Annotated in this window: 15 protein-coding genes and 1 pseudogene; 2 read left to right on the forward strand and 14 right to left on the reverse strand. The window is 70.0% G+C overall.

Translation table 11 applies throughout. From position 1 onward, the window contains the following. Positions 1–170: 170 nt before the first annotated feature. The 14 genes and pseudogenes from MJQ72_RS00805 to MJQ72_RS00870 form a co-directional block, all read right to left on the reverse strand. Positions 171–4,175, reverse strand: a complete 4,005-nt coding sequence (locus tag MJQ72_RS00805) for a DPP IV N-terminal domain-containing protein (protein WP_240597071.1) — start codon at positions 4,173–4,175, stop codon at positions 171–173. Positions 4,176–4,239: 64 nt separating this feature from the next. Continuing rightward, positions 4,240–5,214, reverse strand: coding sequence for a zinc ribbon domain-containing protein (locus MJQ72_RS00810; protein WP_240597072.1), 975 nt, complete (start codon positions 5,212–5,214; stop codon positions 4,240–4,242). Between the two features lie 3 nt (positions 5,215–5,217). After that, positions 5,218–5,757, reverse strand: coding sequence for a phage tail protein (locus MJQ72_RS00815; RefSeq protein ID WP_240597073.1), 540 nt, complete (start codon positions 5,755–5,757; stop codon positions 5,218–5,220). Beyond that, entirely contained in the window at positions 5,754–7,715 is a 1,962-nt protein-coding gene (locus MJQ72_RS00820) for a putative baseplate assembly protein (RefSeq protein WP_240601598.1), read from the reverse strand. Before MJQ72_RS00820 ends, MJQ72_RS00815 begins: the two co-directional genes overlap by 4 nt. Continuing rightward, a complete protein-coding gene (locus MJQ72_RS00825; protein ID WP_240597074.1) occupies positions 7,715–8,125 on the reverse strand; it encodes a GPW/gp25 family protein in 411 nt (136 codons plus the stop codon). Before MJQ72_RS00825 ends, MJQ72_RS00820 begins: the two co-directional genes overlap by 1 nt. Before the next feature lies 1 nt (position 8,126). Continuing rightward, complete coding sequence (locus MJQ72_RS00830) at positions 8,127–8,408, reverse strand: PAAR domain-containing protein (RefSeq protein ID WP_240597075.1); 282 nt, start codon at positions 8,406–8,408, stop codon at positions 8,127–8,129. Between the two features lie 138 nt (positions 8,409–8,546). Continuing rightward, complete coding sequence (locus tag MJQ72_RS00835) at positions 8,547–10,367, reverse strand: VgrG-related protein (protein ID WP_240597076.1); 1,821 nt, start codon at positions 10,365–10,367, stop codon at positions 8,547–8,549. Then, complete coding sequence (locus MJQ72_RS00840) at positions 10,360–11,124, reverse strand: LysM peptidoglycan-binding domain-containing protein (protein WP_240597077.1); 765 nt, start codon at positions 11,122–11,124, stop codon at positions 10,360–10,362. The genes MJQ72_RS00835 and MJQ72_RS00840 overlap by 8 nt, the downstream gene beginning before the upstream one ends. A 2-nt stretch (positions 11,125–11,126) precedes the next feature. Beyond that, positions 11,127–11,573: a phage tail protein gene (locus MJQ72_RS00845; protein WP_240597078.1), complete on the reverse strand. Its 447-nt coding sequence runs from the start codon at positions 11,571–11,573 to the stop codon at positions 11,127–11,129. A gap of 11 nt (positions 11,574–11,584) precedes the next feature. Further along, positions 11,585–14,077 carry a hypothetical protein gene (locus MJQ72_RS00850; RefSeq protein WP_240597079.1) on the reverse strand — a complete coding sequence of 831 codons (2,493 nt, stop codon included), beginning with the start codon at positions 14,075–14,077 and terminating at the stop codon, positions 11,585–11,587. A 7-nt stretch (positions 14,078–14,084) separates the two neighbouring features. Then, on the reverse strand, positions 14,085–14,243 hold the full coding sequence (locus MJQ72_RS00855) for a DUF6760 family protein (protein WP_016333592.1): 159 nt from the start codon (positions 14,241–14,243) through the stop codon (positions 14,085–14,087). Further along, positions 14,240–14,679, reverse strand: a pseudogene (locus MJQ72_RS00860) (hypothetical protein). Before MJQ72_RS00860 ends, MJQ72_RS00855 begins: the two are co-directional and overlap by 4 nt. A 4-nt stretch (positions 14,680–14,683) precedes the next feature. After that, entirely contained in the window at positions 14,684–15,127 is a 444-nt protein-coding gene (locus tag MJQ72_RS00865; protein ID WP_016333590.1) for a phage tail protein, read from the reverse strand. 15 nt (positions 15,128–15,142) lie between these two features. Next, positions 15,143–16,684, reverse strand: a complete 1,542-nt coding sequence (locus tag MJQ72_RS00870; RefSeq protein ID WP_240597080.1) for a phage tail sheath family protein — start codon at positions 16,682–16,684, stop codon at positions 15,143–15,145. Between the two features lie 198 nt (positions 16,685–16,882). Here MJQ72_RS00870 and MJQ72_RS00875 point away from each other — a divergent pair, with 198 nt between their 5' ends. Together MJQ72_RS00875 and MJQ72_RS00880 are read left to right on the forward strand one after the other, a co-directional pair. Next, positions 16,883–20,368, forward strand: a complete 3,486-nt coding sequence (locus MJQ72_RS00875) for a hypothetical protein (RefSeq protein ID WP_240597081.1) — start codon at positions 16,883–16,885, stop codon at positions 20,366–20,368. Between the two features lie 122 nt (positions 20,369–20,490). Continuing rightward, entirely contained in the window at positions 20,491–20,946 is a 456-nt protein-coding gene (locus tag MJQ72_RS00880; protein WP_240597082.1) for a hypothetical protein, read from the forward strand. Positions 20,947–20,949 lie beyond the last annotated feature (3 nt).

Below are 20,949 nucleotides of genomic sequence, written 5' to 3' on the forward strand. Positions count from 1 at the left end.
AGTGGCCGACGCGTCGCGAAAGTGGCTTTCGCGACATGCCAGAACCTCAAGGAGAAGGTCAACCGTGCCGTGTGCGGGGCGGGTGGTGGCTAAAAGCTCCCTTCGCCGCGTCTGATGCGACGAAAGGAGCCTTCAGCCCAGGCGGCGGGCGATCGTGACCCCACAGAAACTCAGCCTCGGGTGATGAACGGGGGTTGCTGGGTGCGGAGCACCACCAGGATCGGATTCGACCCCACCGTCCCGAATTTCACGCCGCCCACCGAGGTCACGTTCACCGTGCGCGGGCCGATCAGGTCGTGGTGGAAGATCAGGAAGCGGGCCTCGAATCTTCCGTCGGCGCCGACGGTGACCAGTCCCGGTGCGGAGATGCCCGCCGACCAGGCCAGCCGGACCACCGCGCCCGGCGGGAAATCCGTTCCCCGCACCCGCGGGACGAAGCCGAGGGTGCCGATCTTCGGATCCAGCTCGACCACCGGCTGCCGGACCACCACACGCGCGTTCGCCGTGTTGTCCGCGGCGTTGTTGTCCGGTCCGGTCGTGCTCACCGTTCCGGACACCTGGCCTTCGAAAGCGGCCTTCGCGGCCAACGAGATCCGGACCGCGACCGTCTGTCCCGGCCCCAGCGTCCCGAGCGCGCAGCTTCCGCCACCGGGCACACAGCCGGGCGCGGCCGAAGTCGCGGGAAGCCCGGGCGGCAGCTGGGTCACGAGCCGGACGGCCGGCATCGCGGCCTGGGAACCGTTGTGCACCAAGTAGGTCAGCACCACGTCGTCGCCGCCGGTGAACAGCGGGACCGCCGAGACCGACATCCCGACCGACAGGGATCCGGGCGTCACCGGCGGCGCCGGTTTTTCGCCGACCGTCACGACCGCGGTCGCGGAGTTGTCCCGTGTGTCGGCGTCCGGGGCGGTCGTGGTGGCCGTTCCGGTCGCCGCCTGTGCCCCGGCTGCCAGGCCGGTCGCGCCGAACCGCACCCGCACCTCCTCGCCCGGCACCAGGGTGCCGAACGCGCACACCAGCTCGGGCGTACAGGTGCCCTTGGTGGGGATTGCGGCCGACGGCCGCAATCCGGCCGTCAGCCGGACGAACAGCCCCACCACGGGCGACGCGGTCGCGCCGCGGTTGGTGACGACGAATTCGACCGTGGTGAGCCCCTCGAACGGGATCGCGGCGGGTACGGCGCTCGTGCTCACGGCGAGGTCGGGGATCCGCTGGAACGTGGGCTGCGAGGCGCCACCGGGGCCGTCGATCAGGATCCGGCCGTCGCCGCCGGTGAACGGAACGACCGCGATCCGTGGCGGATCCTCGCTCGGCGAGTTCGTGTACGCGACGAGCCCGCCGTCCGGCGACCAGGCCGGATCGTCGACGTATCCCGTGCGCTGCACCAGGATCCGGGCCGCACCCCCGTCGGCGGGAGCCACGCAGACCAGCCCGTAGCCGCTCTGGAACGCGAGGGTGGCCCCGTCCGGCGAGACGTCCGCCGCGCCTTCTTCGCCGGTGCCGCAACCGGGGCCGAACAACGACGAAAGGTCACGCTGGTCTCCCGGCACGACGACGTCCGGCGAAGGCTGGGTCAGGGTGACCTGCCACAACTGCCTCCGCCGGTCTTCGCCGGGCGGGGCGACGGCCATGACCGCGGTCTCGACGGCGGTACCGTTCTTTCCTCTCGCCGTGCATGCCACCGTGGTGGCACCGACCGGGAACAGGCTTCCGGACAAGGGAACGCAGCTCGGCTCGAGCCTGCTCCCGTCCACGTCCACCGCGGTCGCGGGGTACTCGATCACCATCGGGCCGGTCCCGGTCACCGTCCGGTCGTGCAGCGTGATCAGTGGCAGAGCCGGATCCTTGACACGCACGGTGACGTTCTCGGTGTAACCCGGCCGCACGGTGGTTTCCCCGTTCAACCGGAACTCCACGCGGCAACGCAGGAAAGAACCCAGCGCGGCCGTCTGGGACACCGTCGCCGTTTCGGTGAACCGCGCCTTCGCGCCGCCTGGAACGCTTTGCGGGCCCGCGGGATCGAACGTCATCGTCAGGCCCGGATCGCAGAAGCTCACCGGCTGGACGCTGACCGGGAGGTCACCGATTCCCGCGATGATCGCCTCCGAGATCCGGCCGGGGTCGGTGCCGGGCGTGAGCACACCGTTGGTGGCGCTGGTGATCGCGGTCGCCTGTCCCCGCGCGTCGAGGCCACGGTCGGGATCCGTGCTCGGCCCGCCGGTGACCGCGGGAACGGCCACCACGCTGATCTTCGCCGCGTTCAAGGCGGCGATCACCTCCGCCCGGGTGTCCGGTGGGGTCTCGTGGCTCGCCGCGTCACCGACCAGGACGATGACCCGGCTGCTGCCCGGGCGGAAGGTGATGGCTCCGGTCGCGATCTTCCGCAAGGCCAGAAGCCAGTCCTCGGCGGTGTCTCCGCCGCCGTCCGACTTGATCCGGGCGAACGCGTCGGACAGCAGTTTCCGCTCGGCGTCGGTACCCGCCGGGGTCAGCGGCTGCTGAACGTGGAACGGCCGCGGGGCCGGGTCTTTCGCGTCGCCGAAGGCCACGACGGCGAAGTTCGCTTCCTTCTCCCGCTCCCGCACGCTGTCGATGACCGCGCCGAGGTTCGTCTTGACGTCCTCGATCACCCCGCCCATGGAGCCGGTCTGGTCCATCAGCAGGACGACGTCCGGCAGGGACCGGATCCGGTCGGTCTCCACCGTCTTGCCGATCCGCGCCGAACCGCCGCGCCCGACCGGGACGTCCACCACCGCGGGGTCCACTCTGGACGGTCCCGGCGGCCCGATCCGGGTGGCCGCGCGGGTGAGCGTGATCTTCGTCCCGTCCGCCGACCACACCGGCTGTGAGTCGTCACCGCGCAGGTGTGCCGGGATCGGGATGTCACCGAGCGGACGGCCGTCCGCGACGCGCACGATCCGCACGAAGCTGTCGGAACCCTCGCCGCTCGACACGGTCCGGGTGAACGCGATCTTCGTCGCGTCCGGCGACCAGGCCGGGTGGCGTTCCCGTTTGCCGCGCTCGGCCGCGGTCAGCGGTCGCGGTGCGTCGCCGTCGGCGTTCGCCACGACGACCTGACTGTTCCGGCTCTCGCCGGTGCCGAATTCCGTGTAGGCCAGCGAAGTCCCGTCCGGGGAGAAAGCGGGATCGGCTTCGTCCGCGTCCGGCCGGTTCGTGAGGTCGCGGCGGTCGCCGCCGCGCGCGTCCGAGCTCCAGATGTCGGTGGTGGCGCCACCGTGGAGCCGGGTGAACACCGGCTGCCCGTCGGCACGGAAGGTCGGTTCGGTCTCGCCGACGCCGGACAGCGCGGAGATCACCGAGACCTGACCGCCCGCGACCTGTTTGACGTCACCGAGCGGATCCGGTTGCCGGGTGGTGAAGGCCAGCCGCGCGCCGTCCGGCGACCACGCGGGCTCGGACGAGTCGCCGGGCTCTGGGACCGCCCGGGTGACCGCGCCACCGGTTTCGGCCATGACCACGACGTCCCCGGCCGGGTCGAACCTGGTGGTGGTGAACGCGATCCGGGAACCGGTGGGGGCCCAGGCGGGCTCGGTGTCGGCACCGGGGTCGTTGGTCAGGCGCGTCGGCGCACCGCCGCCGGACGGCACGGTGTAGAGGTCGCCGGCCGGATCCTCGCCGGTCCCGCTGAACACGAGACGGCCGCCGTCGGGCGACCAGCTCGGCGAATCGTCGGCGGCCGGTCCGGAGGTCACTTGGCGGAGCCCTCGTCCGTCCACGCCGATCACGAAGATGTCCTTGCTGCCCGTACGTTCCGAGACGAACGCGATCGACGAACCGTCGGGCGACAACGCCGGACGTGTGTCGGCGGTCGCGTCGTCGGTCAGGCGCACCGGCACCCGGGTGCCGTCCCGCAGGTACCAGATCTCGCCGTCGCGTTCGGCACCGTCGCGGACGGCCCGTTTGCTCACCCACGCCAGGCCGCCTTTGCCCGCGGACGCGTCGGAATCGACGCCCCCGGCGCCCGGGGGCAAGGCGTCGCCGGTGGCCTGGACCAAACCCGTGGTCGCGGCGCTGACGTAGCCGACGCGGTACGGCGCGGCGGGAGGCGCGGGCTGCTGCGCCGCGGTCGGCGCGAGCACCCCGGTGATCGCCGCTCCGCCCAGCACCGCGACGAACACGATCGCCGCCACCGCTCGGTTCGGGCGCATGGTCATCCGGTCCTTCCTCGGGGGTGGCTGAGGGATCGTGTCGCGAAAGCCACTTCCGCCGTACCTCTCGTCAGCCGGTCTCGAACAGTTCGATCTCGGAGATCGCGACGTCCATGCCTTCCAGCGAGCGATGCAGCCCGACCACGTGCAGCTCGACGCCCGTCGCGCCCGCGCTGTTCTCGATCGGGACCTCCTGGGCGTCCGGCGTGTCGGCCAGCACCATGTCGTAGGTCTTGCCGGTGGAGAACACGAGATGCAGGGTCTTCGGCCGATGCGCGGCTTGGTAGTTCGCGGGGTTGCCGGACCGCACGATCGCCTTTCGCAGGTCCACCGGACGGTCGAAGGTGAACACCAGCACGGGCTCGTTCTGGACGCCTGCCGCCCAGAAGGTGTTCGTGGCGTTGTCGCTGGCCAGGTTTCCCGGATGGCCGGCCGACTGCGCGTTCGCGGTCACCTTGCTCGGGCGCACCGGGTTCAGCTTCGTCTCGAAGATGCCCGTCACCTGGCCCCACAGGCCGACCGCGGCGGTGTTGATCGCGCCACGGAACGGCTGGTACAGCGCGTAGATCAGCGCCGAGAGCACCAGCATCACCGCGATCACCCGGCGGACGGCCTTGCCGACGCTGCGTCGCACGGCACCGGCCCGGCCGACACGGCGGCGGACACCGTCCTTGCCCGGCCGCTCCCCCGCCTTGTGCTCCCGGGGGCCGCGGCGGAACAGCCGGCGCCACCACGAGGTCTTCACGACCTCGGACTCGGCCAGCGACGCACCACACCGGCCGCAGAAGTTGCGGGTGGGCACGTTGCCCTTGCCGCATCTGCCGCAGATCAGGTCGCCCGGATTGAGCACCTGCTCCTCAAGCGTCCGCTGTTGCGGCTGCCGGACCGGCGCCAGCGGCTCGGCCGGCTGCACGACCTGGGCCTGGGCGACCGGCTGGCGCACCGCGACGGGTTCCTCGTCGTCCCATTTCAGGTACCGCCCGCATTCGCCGCAGAACTCGACGTCGGCGGGGCCCTGATGCCCGCATTCCCGGTAGATGACCATCCGCTACCCCTCCACCACTTCGACCGTGACGCGCACGTGGGCGGGTACCGCGTCCACGACCGCCGCCGTCAGCCGCCGTTCGTCGATCCGGTCCCGCTCGGGCACCCGCACCCGCACGTGGACCCACGCCTGCCCCGGATCCGGGAGCGGCGCCCCGGGCTCCGGCGACGCCACGACACCACCGCTGTCGGTCACCTCGACCGCGCCTCCGGTCAGCAGCCGCACGTGCTCGGCGAGGCCGCGCTGCGTACCGCGCCACCGATGCAGCTCGACCGACCGGGTCACGAGTTCGCGCAGCCGCACCGGGCTCCAGCCCTCGTCGACCCGCAACGCCACCCAATGCGCCAGCCAGCCGACGAAATCCTCCGGCGCCAGATTCGGGTCGAGGTAACCGGCGAAGTTGTCCAGCGTCGCGAAGACCGGCGCGAGCACTTCGTCGAGCGCACCGGTGAAGCCCTGGACGAACCGGTCCTCGGCGTAGACCGAGGGCAGTTGCTCGCCGATCGGGTGCGGGCTCGGCAGACCCGGCACGGCCGCTCTCATCGGTCCCCCTCCCGGACCCGGACCTGGTGCCCGAACGAGAACGCGAGCGCGTGGGGCGGCAGGTCGAGCCGGTCGACCTGCTCGCCGCGTTCCCGCGTGACCGGGTTGGCCGCGAACAGGCGCACGTCCTCGACCATCTCGACACCGGGAAGCCGTTGCAGCACCGCGAAGACCTCGCCCGACTGCACCGGCCGCCCGAACGGCCAGCCGTCGCCGTCCGGTCCGCCGGTGAGCGGGTTGAAGTAGTCGTAGAGCGCCTGTGTCGCCCGCGGGCCGAGGGCGCCGGGGCTGGTCCGGCGGCGCGACCGCAGCCGGGCGACGACCGTGACGCCGTGGTAGAACGGCGCTTCCACGGACACGAGCGCCCCGACACAGCGGCGTTCGTCGAGATGGCGCTCGATCCGGGTCCGCATCCCGGGGTCGAGCATCAGCGTCGCGAACTTCAGCTCGCCGGTGTCGGGAACGGCGGGCACGACGAGAACGCGGATCGCGCCGGTCTCACGGCCGTCGGGGCCGTGCGCGGGCACGCAGCGCACCCTCGCCGCCTCGGGCGCCGCTTCGCGCGCGAGCTGCTCGTAGTCCTCGGCGGTGACGGCGCGGTCGCGGGTGCGCAGCAGCAGCGGACCGCGGACCGCCGCGTCCCGCACCGACTCGCCGTCCACCCCACCGGTCGCCGGGCGCCGGTTCACCACGGTGCTGACGAACGGGATCGGATCCCGTTGCACCTCGAGCACCTCGCGGGCGACGTTCCCGCGCCGCCCGCCACCGGCCCGGTAGGCGGGCACCCGGATCGCGGCGGACTTGGCCGGAACGGCGCCGTAGTACCGGATACCGCCCTCGGGCTGGCGCACGGCGGGGCCGAACGCGATCTCACCGGCGACCCGGTCGAGCTGGACGTGCCGGTCGTCCGGGCCCGACTCGGCGAACGAGGACACCTCGGTCCACTCCTGCCAGCCGTCGGGACCGGACACCTCCACGATCAGCTCGTCCCCGCCGGCGACCACCGGACGCCTGCCGAGCGGGAACCGCTGTCCCGGCAGACCGTCCGAGGTGCCGACGATCTCGCCGCGCACGACGTCGGCGTGCACCGCGCCGACCGTGCCGCCGATCGTCGACGCCTCGACCGAGCGCAGCCGCGGCGACCGCTGGAAGAACGGCTGATGCTGCTTCGGTTCCGTCAAACGGCAACGGATCCAGCCCGCGTGCCGCCCGGCGAGCACCGACTCCGTGTGCTCCGGCGGCACGTGCAGCACGACGTCCCCTGGCCGGTTGAACGCGCCGGTGCTGTCCCGGTCGATCTCGCCGACGGCCCAGCCGTGCCCGTCCCAGGCCTCCCACACCCACGGCGGGTCGTGCGGGTCGACGCCCTGCCCCTCGACCTCGCAGTCCATCCGCAGCAGCACCGCGCAGCCGGGCACGGCGCCCGACAGTCCGAAGTAGACGGCGTCGCCGGGCACCGGGCCTTCGCCGAAGCACGCGGGTTCGCCGCCGACCAGCAGCTCGTCGGTGCGGTCGACCGGTGGCACACCGGGGTCGGCGCCGGCGGTCGCCAGGCCCGCGAGCGAACACGGCACGATCGTCAGCGTGCGCTCCACGGTGAACACGACCGGGTCCTCGGCCTCGTCGCGCACACTGGCGACCTGTTTCCCCGCGGTGACGACCACCGGGACGTCACGTGCCGCCGAGAGCCAGAAGGTCACGTCGGTGCGCGCGGCGGTCGGTGCGAACAAGCGCACGCCGATGAGGTCGAGGAACCGCAGGTAATGCAGGTCCGGCACCCGGTTGAGCCGGTAGAGCACCTGGTCGACCATCTGCGCGAACGTCTCGATCAACGTCACCCCGGGGTCGGAGACGTTGTGATCCGTCCATTCCGGACAGTTGCGCTGGACGAGGTACTTGGCTTCGTCGACGAGGTCCTGGAACCGGCGATCGTCGAGGTTGGGCATGGGCAGCGACATCACGCACCGTCCTCAGTGGACTCGTGCGGCGGGATGACGTAGAACGGGAAGACCAGGTTGCGCGGGTCGTTGGTGCCGCGCAGCTGGTATTTGATGTCGATCAGCAGCGTGCCGCGTTCGGCCTCCGAGAACCCGACCACCACGTCGGTGAGCGTGATCCGCGGCTCCCACCGCTCCAGCGCGGTGCGCACCTCGTAGGCGATCTGCCCGGCGGTGGCCGAGTCGGCGGGCGCGAACACGAGATCGTGCACCGCGCAGCCGAACTCCGGACGCATCGGCCGTTCACCGGGAGCGGTGGCCAGTATCAGCCGGATGCTCTCGACGACCTCGCGTTCACCACTGACCAAGGCGATCGACCCCGTCGCGTCGGTGCGCACCGGGAACGCCAGTCCCCTGCCGAGGAAATCCACGTCAGCCTCCGATCAGGACGGTCGGGCAGCCCAGGACGATCGGCGCGCCGCAGGCGGCCAGGTCGCCCATACGCGCCGCGGGCAGACCGCCGATCAGCACCGTCGGGCAGCCCGGCGGCACGATCGGTGTCGGCGGATGCACCGCGGGCGGCGGGAACGAGCAGGTGTGCGGCGTGCCGACGGTGGCGGCGGGCATCCCGCCGATGAGCACGGTCGGCACCCCGGGCCCGGCGATGACGCCCGGATGCCCGGTCGGGTCGCCGACCCTCGCGGCTGGTGGCATGCCTGCTCCCTTCAGTGTCCGTCGGCGGGTATCGGTTGCTGGTCTGGCCGGTGTGCGGAGTCGCCGGCGCGTCGCGAAAGTGGCATTCGCGACATCCCGCAAGCGTCCGTGCCGGTTTCCGCAGACATCTCCGCCCCCTCAGTTGATCTTGACCACGCTGCCGCGCACGGTCACGACACCGCTCGCGGTCAGCTCCGCCTGGCCCTGCCCCTTGACCGACACCGTCGCGCCTTCGACGTTCACGCCCGCCGTGCCGGACAGCTTCAGGCTGCTGCCCGCTTCGATGGTCGCGTCGGTCGACGACTTCACGGAAACCTTCTGGCCCTTGAGCTCCAGCGGACCGGTGCCCGCGTCGATGCTCACCCCGTTCCGCGCCTTCACCGTGACGCCTTTGCCGCTGGTCACTTCGATCATCTGGTTCTTCTGGTCGAGCTTGACCACCAGCTTCCCGTCCCCGGAGGCGACGACGATGCCGTCCTGCTCGGCGAATTCGAGCTTGTGTCCCTTGCGGGAGACGAAGCCCCGCACGGCGATCTCGCCGCTGGTGCCGTCGATCGGCGGCGCGGTGAACTTCGGGACCGCGTCGGCGCCGTTGTAGAGCCCGCCGAGGACGTACGGGGCCTCGAAGTCGCCTTGTTCGAAGCCCACGAGCACTTCGTCGCCGACCTCGGACATCACCATCGCGCCCCGCCCGTTCCCGGCACCGGGTTGCACAGTGCGCGCCCAGTTGCTGGTGAACTCCTGATCCAGCCAGGGAAAAGTGAGCTTGACCCGGCCGAGCCCGGCGGGATCCTTGGCGTCGCTGACCACCGCGGGCACCACTCCGGGCCACGCCGACGTCCTGGAGCCACCGGCGACCAGCCCGTAGAGGGAGCGTTCCTGCCTGCCGGAGACGGCGAACTCGGTGGTGTAACCGACTTCCGCGTTGAACAGATGCCGGGTGCTGGTGAGCGTGTACTTGCCGGCGAACGGCTTTCCGACACCGGTCAGCGTCACCGCCGCGCCCGCCCGGAGCTTCGGGTTGCCCTTGGCCACCCCGTCGAGTTCGGTGCAGGCGCCGCCGAGCCGTTCGGACAGCGCGACCGCCGCCGCCTTGGCCTCGGCCTGGGTCCGGCGCGGGGTGTCCGCCGAGACGTACTTGGGGCTGGAGAACTTTTTCGCGAGCGCGACCGGGTCGACGCCCTCGACCTCGGTTCCCGCGTTCTTCGGCTTTTCGACGGCCACCAAGGGTTTCTTCGCCGTGATGTCCCAGCCTCGGGCCTCGACCTCGGGCACCTGCTCGGCCGCGGTGACACTGGCGCGCAGGCTGACCAGCGTCCGGTGCGCTTCGAGCACCAGCGGGTCGGTGTTGGCCTTCGCGGTGGTGGCGGGTGCGGCCGAAGGCTTCTCCGCGAGGCGGAAGTTCAGCGCGCCCCCGCGCACGGCGATCTGGGCGCCGACCGACTCCGCCAGCCGGGACAGGAAGTCCCAGTCGCTCACGTTGTCCTGGCTGAACTGCGTATGCGCGCGGCCGCCGACACCGGGGACCGGATCGATCTTGCCGACCTTCAGCCCGGCGCGCTGAGTCACCTTCGTGACGACGTCCGCGAGGGTCATGCCCGGGTAGACCGCGACCCGGCGGCCACGGAACAGGCGATGCGCGTGGTCGTAGCCGCGGATCTCGGTGAAGGTGCCGATCCGGTCGAGGTCGATCGCGACCGCGGTGACCTCGCCGGAAAGCAGTTCCTGCGGGGCTTCGGGATCGGAGGTCTGCACCTTCAGCTTGATCTGCGCGCCGACGGTGAACTTCCCCTTGTCCAGCACCACGTGCCCGGAGTCGCGGAACCGCAGGACGAACATGTCCGGCAGGTTCCGGCTGTCGTCGACATAGGCGTAGGAGAGCAGCGTCTTCACGTCGTCGGGCAGCGGTCCCCCGGCGACCTCGACGATGAGGTTGTTCGCGAAACTCTCGTTAGCCATCGAGTTCCTCCAGCGCCGGCACGAGCAGCCGGGTGCCGGGCCGCAACCGCATCGGGTCGTCGATGTCGTTCGCGTCGGCGATCTCACGCCACTTCGCCGCGTCGCCGTAGGCACGGAACGCCACCGCCTGCAGGGAATCGCCGGCGACGAACACATGGGTGTCCCGTGCCGCCAGCGCGCCCGAGGTCGGGTTCTGCCCGCTCAGCTCACCGGCGATCTCCTCCAGGTTCACCGTGCAGACCGCGCGCACCGGGGTGCCCGACGGCGTGAACAGCGTGTACTTCGCGGTCACGTTGGCGACATACGCGGGGAAGCCGGTCATCCCGCCCCATTTGAAGATCACCCACGGCGGCGAACCCTTGCCGTGCTGGCGGCTTTCCTCGGTGGCGACACAGCAGGTGAAGAGCTGCTCGACCTTCTTGACGACGGCGTCGTCCATCTTGTCCGTGGCGTCGAGGAACATCTCCAGCGCGAGCTTGCACGGATCCGAGCCCTTGAACTCGGGTGGCCCGCTCTTCTTCGCGTTGCGCTGCGGATCACGGGCCCATTTGGCGTTCTTGGTGAGCGAGAGTTCCTTGGGGTTGAACTGGAACTTGATCTCGAACAGTTTGGCGCCGGGCTGCCCGGTGCCACCGGACTGCGGGGGTTTGCGGACCTCGAGCAGTGCGCGCTGGAGGTTGTTCGGCGCCGGTTCGCCGGAGCCGTACGCCGCGGGCGGCTGGGATCCGGCGGAGGTGAAGGTGACGGGTGAGGACATGGCTAGCCCTTCTTCGCCGGGCTGAGAAAGCCGTGGTGGGCCAGTTCGAGCGTCTCGGTGGCGACCTTCGGCGAGTCGGGCGAAAGTTGCGGCCCGCTCCAGCGCACGGGCACGACCCCCTCCAGCGACCAGCTGGCGATCACGGTGCCTTCGAGGGTGCGCGCTTCGATGGTCGCGGTCTTGCGCTCGATGCCGCCCGCCATCCCGGCGAACCACTTCGTGATCTGCGAGCTGGCTTCGGTGACCGGACGGGAGAGTTTGATGTTGGAGTACTTGATCCGGGTCGGGAGCTGCCAGACCATGCCGTTGTTGCCGCCCTCTTCCCGCTGCTCCATGACGAACTCGCAGCCCAGCCCGTCACAACTGCTGAACGTGCCGAGGTTCCCGAGGTTCTTGTCGTCGAGCTTGACGACGTAGCAAACGGCGACGGCTTCTTCCGCGTCCGGCATCGGCTTCTCCTTCAGTGCGGGCGATCGGTGAGGGCGCCGCGGCGCTCACGGTCGAGTCGGAGTTCGGTCTTCAGCCGCCGCAGCAGCGGGTCGAAAAGCTTCTTGACGAGTTCCTCGGTCTCCGGCTGCGCGGCCGGTGCAGCCGGACCCGCCGTCGCGGGCACCGGCACCGGCGCCGCGGCCGGCGGTGCGACGGGCTCCGGCGGTGATGCTTCCGGCTCGCGCTGGACGGCCGGGACTTCGGCCGGTCGCGGCACGACGACGGGCGGCAGGTCGAGCACAAGGCCGTTCTCGCTCGGCGCAGCGCGTCGCGCCGTCCGCAGAACGTCCATTGTGGACCGTTCGCCGTTCACGGCTTCGACGGTCCTCGCCACCGGCAACGGCCCGGTTCGCTCGCCGCCCGGCTCAGCGGTTCCCGCCCTTGGAAGCGCCTGCCACGGGGAAGCTCCGGCGTCATTCCGTTGAACGACCGGCGGCAACGCGACCTTCGTGGCCGTAAGCGTCTCCGCGACCTGCGGACTCGGCTCGTGGGCGCGCTGGATCGCCGGTGGTGCCGAGACGTCCACGACACGGGCGGACGGCAGCGCGTTCGTGATCGGCGGAGCCTCGATCACGCGGGACACAGGCAGTTCCGGAAGCGGCGTGGCAGCGCTCCCCCCGCCAGTCAAGGCGGCGAGGGTCGGCCGGTCCACCGCTTCCGGTGTGGGTGATGCCGCGACCGTGCCGTCGACGACTCGTGCCACCGGCAGCGGTGACGTCGAGGTCGCCGCTGCCGGTGGCGCGCCCACCGAGCCGCCCGGTGTCCCGGGCGGCTCCGAGGTTTCTGTTGTCCCGGACCGGATCCGTGGTGATTCGGGCAGGTGGACCGTGGTGCCGGGGGAAGATCGCGACGACGTGACCGTCGTCAGGCCCGGCGGCGGTTCGCTCGCCCGGGAGACCAGGATCGGGGCGTCCGGAGTCTCCCGCGGCGGCTCGTGCACCGGCGTCCGAACCGAGGTCTCGGACTGCGGCACCATGTCGGGTTTCGGCGACGATTCGACCGCCCGCGAGACCAAGATCGGCGCGACCGGAGTCTCGCCCGACGGCTCGTGCGCCGAGTGCCTAACCAAGATCGGCGCGACCGAAGTCTCCCCCGGTGGCTCATGCACCGGCCTCCGAACCGCGGCATCGGACCGCTGCACCACCTCGGGTTCAGCCGGCGATTCGACCGCCCGCGAGGCCAGGACCGGCTCATCGTCCCGCAGACGCTGCACCGGTTCCTGGGCCGAAGGCACGTCCTGCGGTTTCTCCCGGACCGGTTGGACGACCGGATGCCGGGCGGGCTCCGGCGCAAAGGACCGAACCGAAGCCCCGGACCGCGGCACCTCCCGGTGGTCCGGCGCCGGCAGCTCCCGGACCGGGTCGATGTCCGAACCCCGGGCGGCCACCGGCGCGGTGGTAACCGTCGTCTCCACTGCCGTGGCCGGAGGAGCCCACTCCTCCCCCGCCACCATCCGGGCCACCGGCCGCGGGACCTCGTCCGCCACCGGCGCCGGGGCGGCAGGCTCCGCGGGAAGCACCGAGGTCTCGACGTCGCCCGCCAGCGGAGCGTCCGCTTCGGCGACATCGTTTTCGACGACGGGTACCGGGGGAACAGGAGTCTCGATGGGGCCCGGGTCCGGCAGGATCGGTGCGCCGAGCCCCAGCCGCCGCGGGACCGCCTCGACCTGTTCCGTCCGCTGGACGACCGGTAGCGCGGGCCTAGGCGGTTCGACCGGCCGCGAGGTCACCACGTCCGCGGCGGGAAGCGGGTCCGGGGCCTCGACCGGCACGGTCTCGGCGACAACCGGATCGGGCTCGGTCGCGATCGGGCCAGAGGGTGTCGAAGGGAGTTCGACCGCGGGCTCCGGCGTGTGCTGCGGAGCGCTCGGGGTTTCCGCCCGGATCGCCTGGACCGTCCTCACCGGCGGGCGGTCCGGGACCATCGATGGGCCGGCGGAGGTCAACGGCATCGACGGCCGGCCGGCTTCACGCGGCGCGGCCGCGACGGCAGGCAGCACCAGCGCGGCCGTCGGCTCGAAAGCCTCCGGCAACGGCTGCGCGGTCGCCGCCGAGGACGCCGGAGCATCCGGTTCGGGGGCGAGGCTTTCGGCCTCCGGGGCATCCGGTTCGGCGGCACGCTGCACGGACATTCCCCAAAGACGTGACAGCACACCACGTTTGCGGGCCGACCGCTGCACCACGGGCAGGTCCGGCACGGGGGTCTCGGCCGTCCGCGCGAGACCATCGATGACACCCGAGGGCTCCGCCGGACCGACCCGATGCCCCAGCGGCTCCAGGTAGGCCGGGCTCTGCCAGGAGGTCAGCGAGGAACTGAATCGCCGCACCGGATTGATCAGCGGATGTTCGGCGACGGCGCGCTGGATCGGCGGCAGGCTTCGCCATTCGGCACGGGTCACCGGCAGCGTGGCCGGTGACGGCGTTTCCGGGGGCGAGCCCGGCTCCTTCCTGCGCCACGTCCACATCGAAGCGTCACCGTCCCTCGCTCATCCGAGTGTTGATCCGGGCGATCTCGGCGACGTAGGTCAACCGGTCGTGGTGTTCGAGGTCGAGGATGTCGTCCAGCGACCAGTGCAGGTGATAGGCGACGTACGCGACTTCCTCGTGCAGCCGTCCGGCCGCGTACGTCACGATTCCCCCAGGCGGCCGCCGGCGACGTCGACGACGAACTCGTGGCCGCACTCCGGGCAGGCGACCCCGCCCGCGTATGGCCTTCGCTGTTGATCCGCCGGTACATGTCCTGCAGGAACGCCAGATCCGAGGCGAACAGGTTCTCGACGACCCCGGCGTGCACATCGGTGACGTCGCCGATCCGGGTGATCACCCTGGCCAGCAGCACCACCGTGAGGAAGGCCGAGTTCTCGCGGACCCGGTCGTCCCGCAGCGGGACGAGCTCGTCCCGCGCGGTCGCCAGCCGCATCACCCCGGAGTGGTGCACCTTGCCCGCGTCGTCGACGTACCCGCGCGGCAGTTCGAACGCGAACTCGGTCCGCAGCTTCGGCCTGGCCTGCGTCTCCGGCACGACGGGGGCTTCTTCGGCCGGCGCCGACGCCATCACCCTGCGCATGGGCTCACTCGACTTCCATCTGCTCGTAGGTGACCACGAGCTTTTCGGTGAGCACGCTGGTGTCGCCCGCCTTCAGCGAACCGATCTCCAGGCTCTTCGGCCACGCGTTGGTGAGCTTGTAGCGTTTGAGCGCGGTGCCTTCGTAGTCGTAGACGATGATCGCGCCGCCTTTACGGGCGGAGCCCATCTTGCCGAAGTGCGCGTCCTTGACCCACTTCTCGAAGCTGCTGTCGTCGGTCAGGCCGCGGGTCAGCGTCACTTCGCCCGCCTTCGGCCGGCCGGGGAGCTTCTTGATGACGTACTTGCCGTCCACGGTGTTCTGCTTGAGCTCGATGACGTCCTGCTCCATCTTCAGTCCGGAGACCTCGGAGATCTGCTTGATCTGGACGCCATCGATTTCGAGCCCGAAGGAGTGACCGACGGCCTTGTCAAGGTCGGGAAGTGCCATTTCGGAGCCCTTTCACTATTCGTTGACGAGGCTGGTGCCGCCGGACATCTGGGCCAGCCGGAAGATCACGAACTCCGCCGGTTTGACCGGCGCGATGCCCACTTCGCAGATCACCTGGCCGAGATCGATCCCCTCGGCCGGGTTGGTCTCCCGGTCGCACTTCACGAAGAAGGCCTCGTCGGGAGTGAGGCCGAACAACGCGCCCTTGCGCCACTCCATCACCAGGAAGGCGCTGATGGTGCGCCGGATGCGGGCCCACAGCGCGTCGTCGTTCGGCTCGAACACGACCCACTGGGTGCCGTTGAGGATCGACTCCTCGAGGTAGTTGAACAGCCGCCGCACGTTGAGGTAGCGCCACGCCGGATCGCTCGACAGCGTGCGCGCGCCCCAGATCCGGATCCCCTTGCCCGCGAAGGAGCGCACACAGTTCACGCCGATCGGGTTGAGCAGCTCCTGCTCCGCCTTGGTCAGATGCGTCTCGAGCGCCAGCACGCCGCGGACGACCTCGTTCGCCGGTGCCTTGTGGACACCGCGGGTCGCGTCGGTGCGCGCCCACACGCCCGCCATGTATCCGCTCGGCGGCACGTAGGTGTTGGTGCCGCTCGCGGCGTCGAGCACCTGCACCCACGGGTAGTACAACGCCGCGTACTTCGAGTCGTATCCGGCTTGGTCCATGCGCCAGGAGCGGACCTCCTGCGGGTTGAGCCCGGGTGGCGGGTCGACGATCGCCATCCGGTCGCCCATCAGCTCGCAGTGCGCGATCATCGCCAGCTGCACGGCCTTGACCCCGTCGAGGTCGATCAGGTCGCGCTGGTGGGCCGCCATCAGGTCCGGCACCGCGACCATGGTGATCTCGTCGATCGCCTCCAGGCCACCGAAACCGGTGCGATCGGCGACGTCGCCGACGTAGTCGTCGGCCGCGATGCGACGCGGGACGGGCGGTGGCTGCGGCGGCTCGGTGAGCACGGCGGTGCCACGGTCCGGCTTCGCCACGGCGCCACCGGTCGCGAGCTCTTCGATCGTGATGAAGCTGGACTTCTCACGCACCAGCGTGACGACGTTCTCCTTGGTGCGCTTGGTGGTCACGTTGTGGGTCTCGACGACCTTGCCGTCCTTCTTGACGAGCACGGTGAACCGGTCGTCGCCGGGGTTCTCGCCGGCCGGTTCGGTGACCTCGACGGTGAGCTCCCCGGTCTGTCCACCACTCTCGAGCTCTTTCGCGACGAAACGGTAGCCGCCGAGCACGGCCTGGCGAGTCGCCGCCTTGGGCGCCGCACCGTTCTCCTGACCCCGGGGACCGCCGATGCGGACGATGTAGCAATTGGCGCCGCCGTTGAGGAAATAGCCGTAGACCGACTGGGCCAGATAGCAGCCTTCGACGAAGTCGCCGAACGTCTGGGTGAACTGGGTCCAGTTGGACACCAGGGTGGGTGTGTTGAAGGGACCGTCCGCCGCGAAACCGACGAAGGCGGCTACGGCGGTGCCCACACCCTCGATCGGCCGGGCGCCCGCCTCGATCTCCTCGACGTACACACCCGGGGTGAGATAGGTGGGCATGCGGGGCCTCCTTTGTCGGCGCAGTCGGCGCACTCTCTGTCATCGGCGATGCTCCGGTGTGGGCGCGCGCGGCGAAACGACCAAGCGGATAGGTCGGCGGGAACCAATCTCTGCCCGAAAAGGCAGCTGCCCGTTCGGGCAGCCGGGCCCGCCCGTCCGGCTGTTGGCATTCGACACGGCGAAGCCGAAAGTGAAGGCATGCCGGCGGGCCGGGACAAGGTGACACAGGCCCCGGCCGCGCAACCCGCGCGGCCGGTCAAGCCCGCGCGCCGTGCCACCCCGCCCGCGCTGCTGCGGCTGCAGGCCGCCGCGGGCAACGCGGCGGTGACCCGCCTCGTCGGTTTGCAGCGCAGCAGCTGCCCCGCTCCCCCGGTCGCGCCCACCGGCGTGACGCCCGCCTCGGACCCGAAATTCGGGTCGCTCAGGAAGGACGTCAGCGGGCAGGCGAAGGCGGCCAAAGCGCATCCGCCCGCCTCCGCGGAGGTCAGGAAGGCGCAGGACGCCGCGGTCGCGCCCGCCGACGACAAGGAAGCCCAAGCCAAGGCGGCGCAGGCGGACAAGATGGCCGCGGCCAAACCCGCGGGGTTCGACAAGGCCGCCTTCGTCGCCGCGGTGAACGCCGCCGTCGCCAAGCAAGCGCCGAAGAATCTCGACGAGGCCGACAAGTTCGCCTCGTCCGGCAAGGCGGACCAGATCAAGTCCGAAGTGATGGGCAAGGTCACCAGCGGCAAGGACGCTTCCGCCAAGGACGTCACCGACCGCACCAAGGAAGCGCCGGACACCAGCAGGGCCACGGAAAAACCGGTGAAGCCGCTGCCGGAAACCCCGCCGCCGCCCGCGTTGTCCCCGCCGGATGCGCGCAAGGCCACCCCGGACAAGGCCCCGCCCGCCCAAACCGACCTTCGCGCCGACCAATGCGAAACCCACGGCAAGATGGCCGAGGCCGGAGTCACCGACCAGCAGCTGGCGCAGTCCAACGAACCCGAGTTCACCGGCGCCCTCGCGGCGAAACAAGAAGGCGAACAGCATACGGCGTCCGCGCCCGCGGCGGTCCGCGAATCGGAGGCGGGCCAGTTGGCCGCCGTCACGGGCGCGGCGCAGGCGTCCGGGCAGGCCGCGATGGCGGGTATGACCGGCGCGCGGTCGTCCGCCGGGCAGCGCGGGCAGGCGGCGAAGTCGGCCACGAAGGCCAAGGACGAACAGGACCGGGCGCGGATCACCGCGGAGATCAAGGCGATCTTCGAGGAGACCAAGACGAAGGTCGAAGGGGTCCTCGGCGCGCTCGACGACCAGGTGGCCAAACGGTTCGAGACCGGGGAGGCGGCGGCGAAGGCCGCGTTCACCGCCGACCACCAGGCCCGGATGAAGAAGTACAAGGACGAACGCTACGACGGCGTCACCGGCGCGGCCCGCTGGACCTACGACCTGTTCGCCGGCCTGCCCGCCGAGGCGAACAACCTCTTCCTCGAAGCCAAGAAGGTCTACGAGTCGAAGATGCAGGCCGTCATCGGCGAGATCGCCGATTTCGTCGGGCAGCAGCTGACCGAGGCGAAACGGCTGATCGCCGAAGGCCGGGAGCGCGTGCGGCAGAAGGTCGACTCGCAGTCCCCCGCCCTGCGCAAGATCGCGGGCGAGGCGGCCAAGGAGTTCGGGAGCCAGTTCGACGAACTCGAGAACTCCGTCGACGAGAAACAGCAGGCACTGGTCGAGGACCTGGCACAGAAGTACAGCGAAGCCCGCAACGCGGTCGACGAGGAGATCAAGGCGCTGCAGGCGGAGAACAAAGGCCTGTGGGACAAGGCGAAGGAGGCGATCGGCGGCGCGATCGACACGATCCTCAAGCTGAAGGACATGCTGCTGAGCGTGCTGTCCCGGGCGGCGAACGCGGTCGGCCTGATCATCGCCAAACCGATCGAGTTCCTCGGCAACCTGGTCAACGCGGTCAAGACCGGCGTGGTGAACTTCGGCGCGAACATCGTGCAGCACCTCAAGGACGGCCTGAAGGCCTGGCTGCTCGGCAACCTGGCCGGCGCGGGCATCGAGATCCCGGAGACGCTGGACGCCAAGGGCATCCTGAAGATGATCATGTCGATCCTCGGGCTCACGTGGGCGAGTGTCCGCGCGCGGATCCTCCGCTTCATCCCGGAACCCGTGCTCGCCAAGCTGGAGCAGACGCTCGAGGTGGTCAAGATCCTGATCACCGAAGGCGTACCGGGGCTCTGGCGCTGGGTGGTCGAGAAACTGGGCGATCTCAAGGAACTGGTGCTCGGCCAGATCAAGGAATTCGTGATCGAGAAGATCGTCAAGGCGGGCATCACCTGGATCATCTCGATGCTCAACCCGGCGGCCGCGTTCATCAAGGCCTGCAAGGCGATCTACGACATCGTCATGTTCTTCGTCGACAAGGCCGCCCAGATCAAGGAGTTCGTCTCGTCGGTGCTGGACTCGGTCGAGTCGATCGCCCGCGGCGGGGCGGGCGCGGTGGCCGGGCTGATCGAGCGCACGCTGGCGAAGGCGCTGCCGATGGTGCTCGGATTCCTGGCGAGCCTGCTCGGGCTGGGCGGGATCTCGGAGAAGATCAAGTCGATCCTGGAGAAGGTCCAGGCCCCGGTCGCGAAGGTGATCGACACGGTGGTCGGGACGATCGTCAAGGCCGGCAAGAAGATCTGGTCGAAGGTCAAAGGCGTCGGGCGCGATGCCAAGGACAAGGTCATGTCACTGTTCGCGCCGGTGAGGAAGAACGCCGGTATGAAAGGCGCTTCCCATGAACTCACCGCGGCTCCGGGGCCCCCGTTCCAGCTGACGATGGCGTCGAACAACCCCGGCCGCATGGTCGGCCGCATCGACTTCGCCGCCGCCCAGCTCCGGCGTCGCGCGCCGCAGGCCACCGACCAGCTCGACGCACTCGCGAAGCTGCGCGAGTTCGCGATCATGATCGAGAAGACCGGCCTGCGGGCGACACGAGGAGACAACGCCGCCGCCAAGAAACTCGAAAGCCAGCTGGCGCAGCTCGGAACGATGGTGGTCGAGTACGCCAACCGGTTCAACGCGCGCGACTTGGACGATCTCGACCCGGCCAACGATGTGGAGGCGACCGTCCGGACCGCGGAGGCCGCGGCCAACCAGAAGCGCTTGGCCGCCGTCGACATCGCGCTCATCCGGATGCAGATCGAGCGGCATATGGGCCCGGCGTGGCGCGAGTTCGTCGTCACGCTCGGCTCCAACATCTGGACATTGAGCCGCGAATCGCTGATCGCCGTCTATGGCCGGGAGGAAGCGACACGATTGATCAACCACCCGGCCAAGCCGCTGGAGGGCAACGGGCTCTACGATGGCAAACGCAATCAGATGTTCGTCAAGATGGGCCGGTCGATCAACGAGGTGTCGTCCAGCATCATCCACGAGAGCACTCACTCGTTGCAAGAACGGTTCGGCGGCGACATGGCCCGGTTCGAGAAGGAATTCCAGGCCTTCAGCGTGCAGCGGACCTTCCTGCTGCGCCTGAGCCCCGGGGCCCAGGAAAAACTGTCCGACAATTACAAGGCCCTACTACGCTGCGACACGGACCAGAAACTCCGCGACTTCGTTCAGGGCAAATACAACTTCGAGGTCAAGGGCATGCTCGACCAACGTGCGAACGTTCAGCTGATCAAGCGGCTCGTCAAACGGGAGTTCGGACTTTGAGTACCGTCGAACACGCGCGCCGTGTCGTGGCCGAGCATCTCCTGTCACCGGGCGATGAGATCGAAAGCGTCCAAGAAGACTCGAACGGTGTTCTCGTCGAGAGCCACCACTGGCGTTGGCGGATGACGCCCGCACCGGTGTCCACATCGGACTGGCAGCTCTACGACGTAGAACTCGATCTCTTCACGGACCCGCCGATGACGCCCTACGGTTTCGCCGTCGACACGGACGGACGGGTGCTGCGGCTGGACGACCGTTCAGGGTTGTCGGAGTTCTTCCGTCTCGCCGGCACATCGCTGGCACGACGCGACATCGCGATACTGCTGACTCACTACCACGGCGGCCCAGCGCACCTTCTGGACGACGTCACCGACCTCGACCGTGTCGTGGGCCCAGAGGTCGCGGCGGGGATCGACAGCCTTACCGCCCTGGTGACCGAAACCAAGGGTGCGCTGGCCTTCTGCACCTGGCGCGTCGATGCCGACGGCACCGTCGCGATCGACCGCTGGGACGTCGACTTGCCGGAGTGGGAAAAACGCACGCTCGCGAGTCACCTGCCTTGGCGGCGAAGCGGCTGACCC

It is taken from the genome of Amycolatopsis sp. EV170708-02-1, from assembly GCF_022479115.1.
Lineage (GTDB): Bacteria > Actinomycetota > Actinomycetes > Mycobacteriales > Pseudonocardiaceae > Amycolatopsis.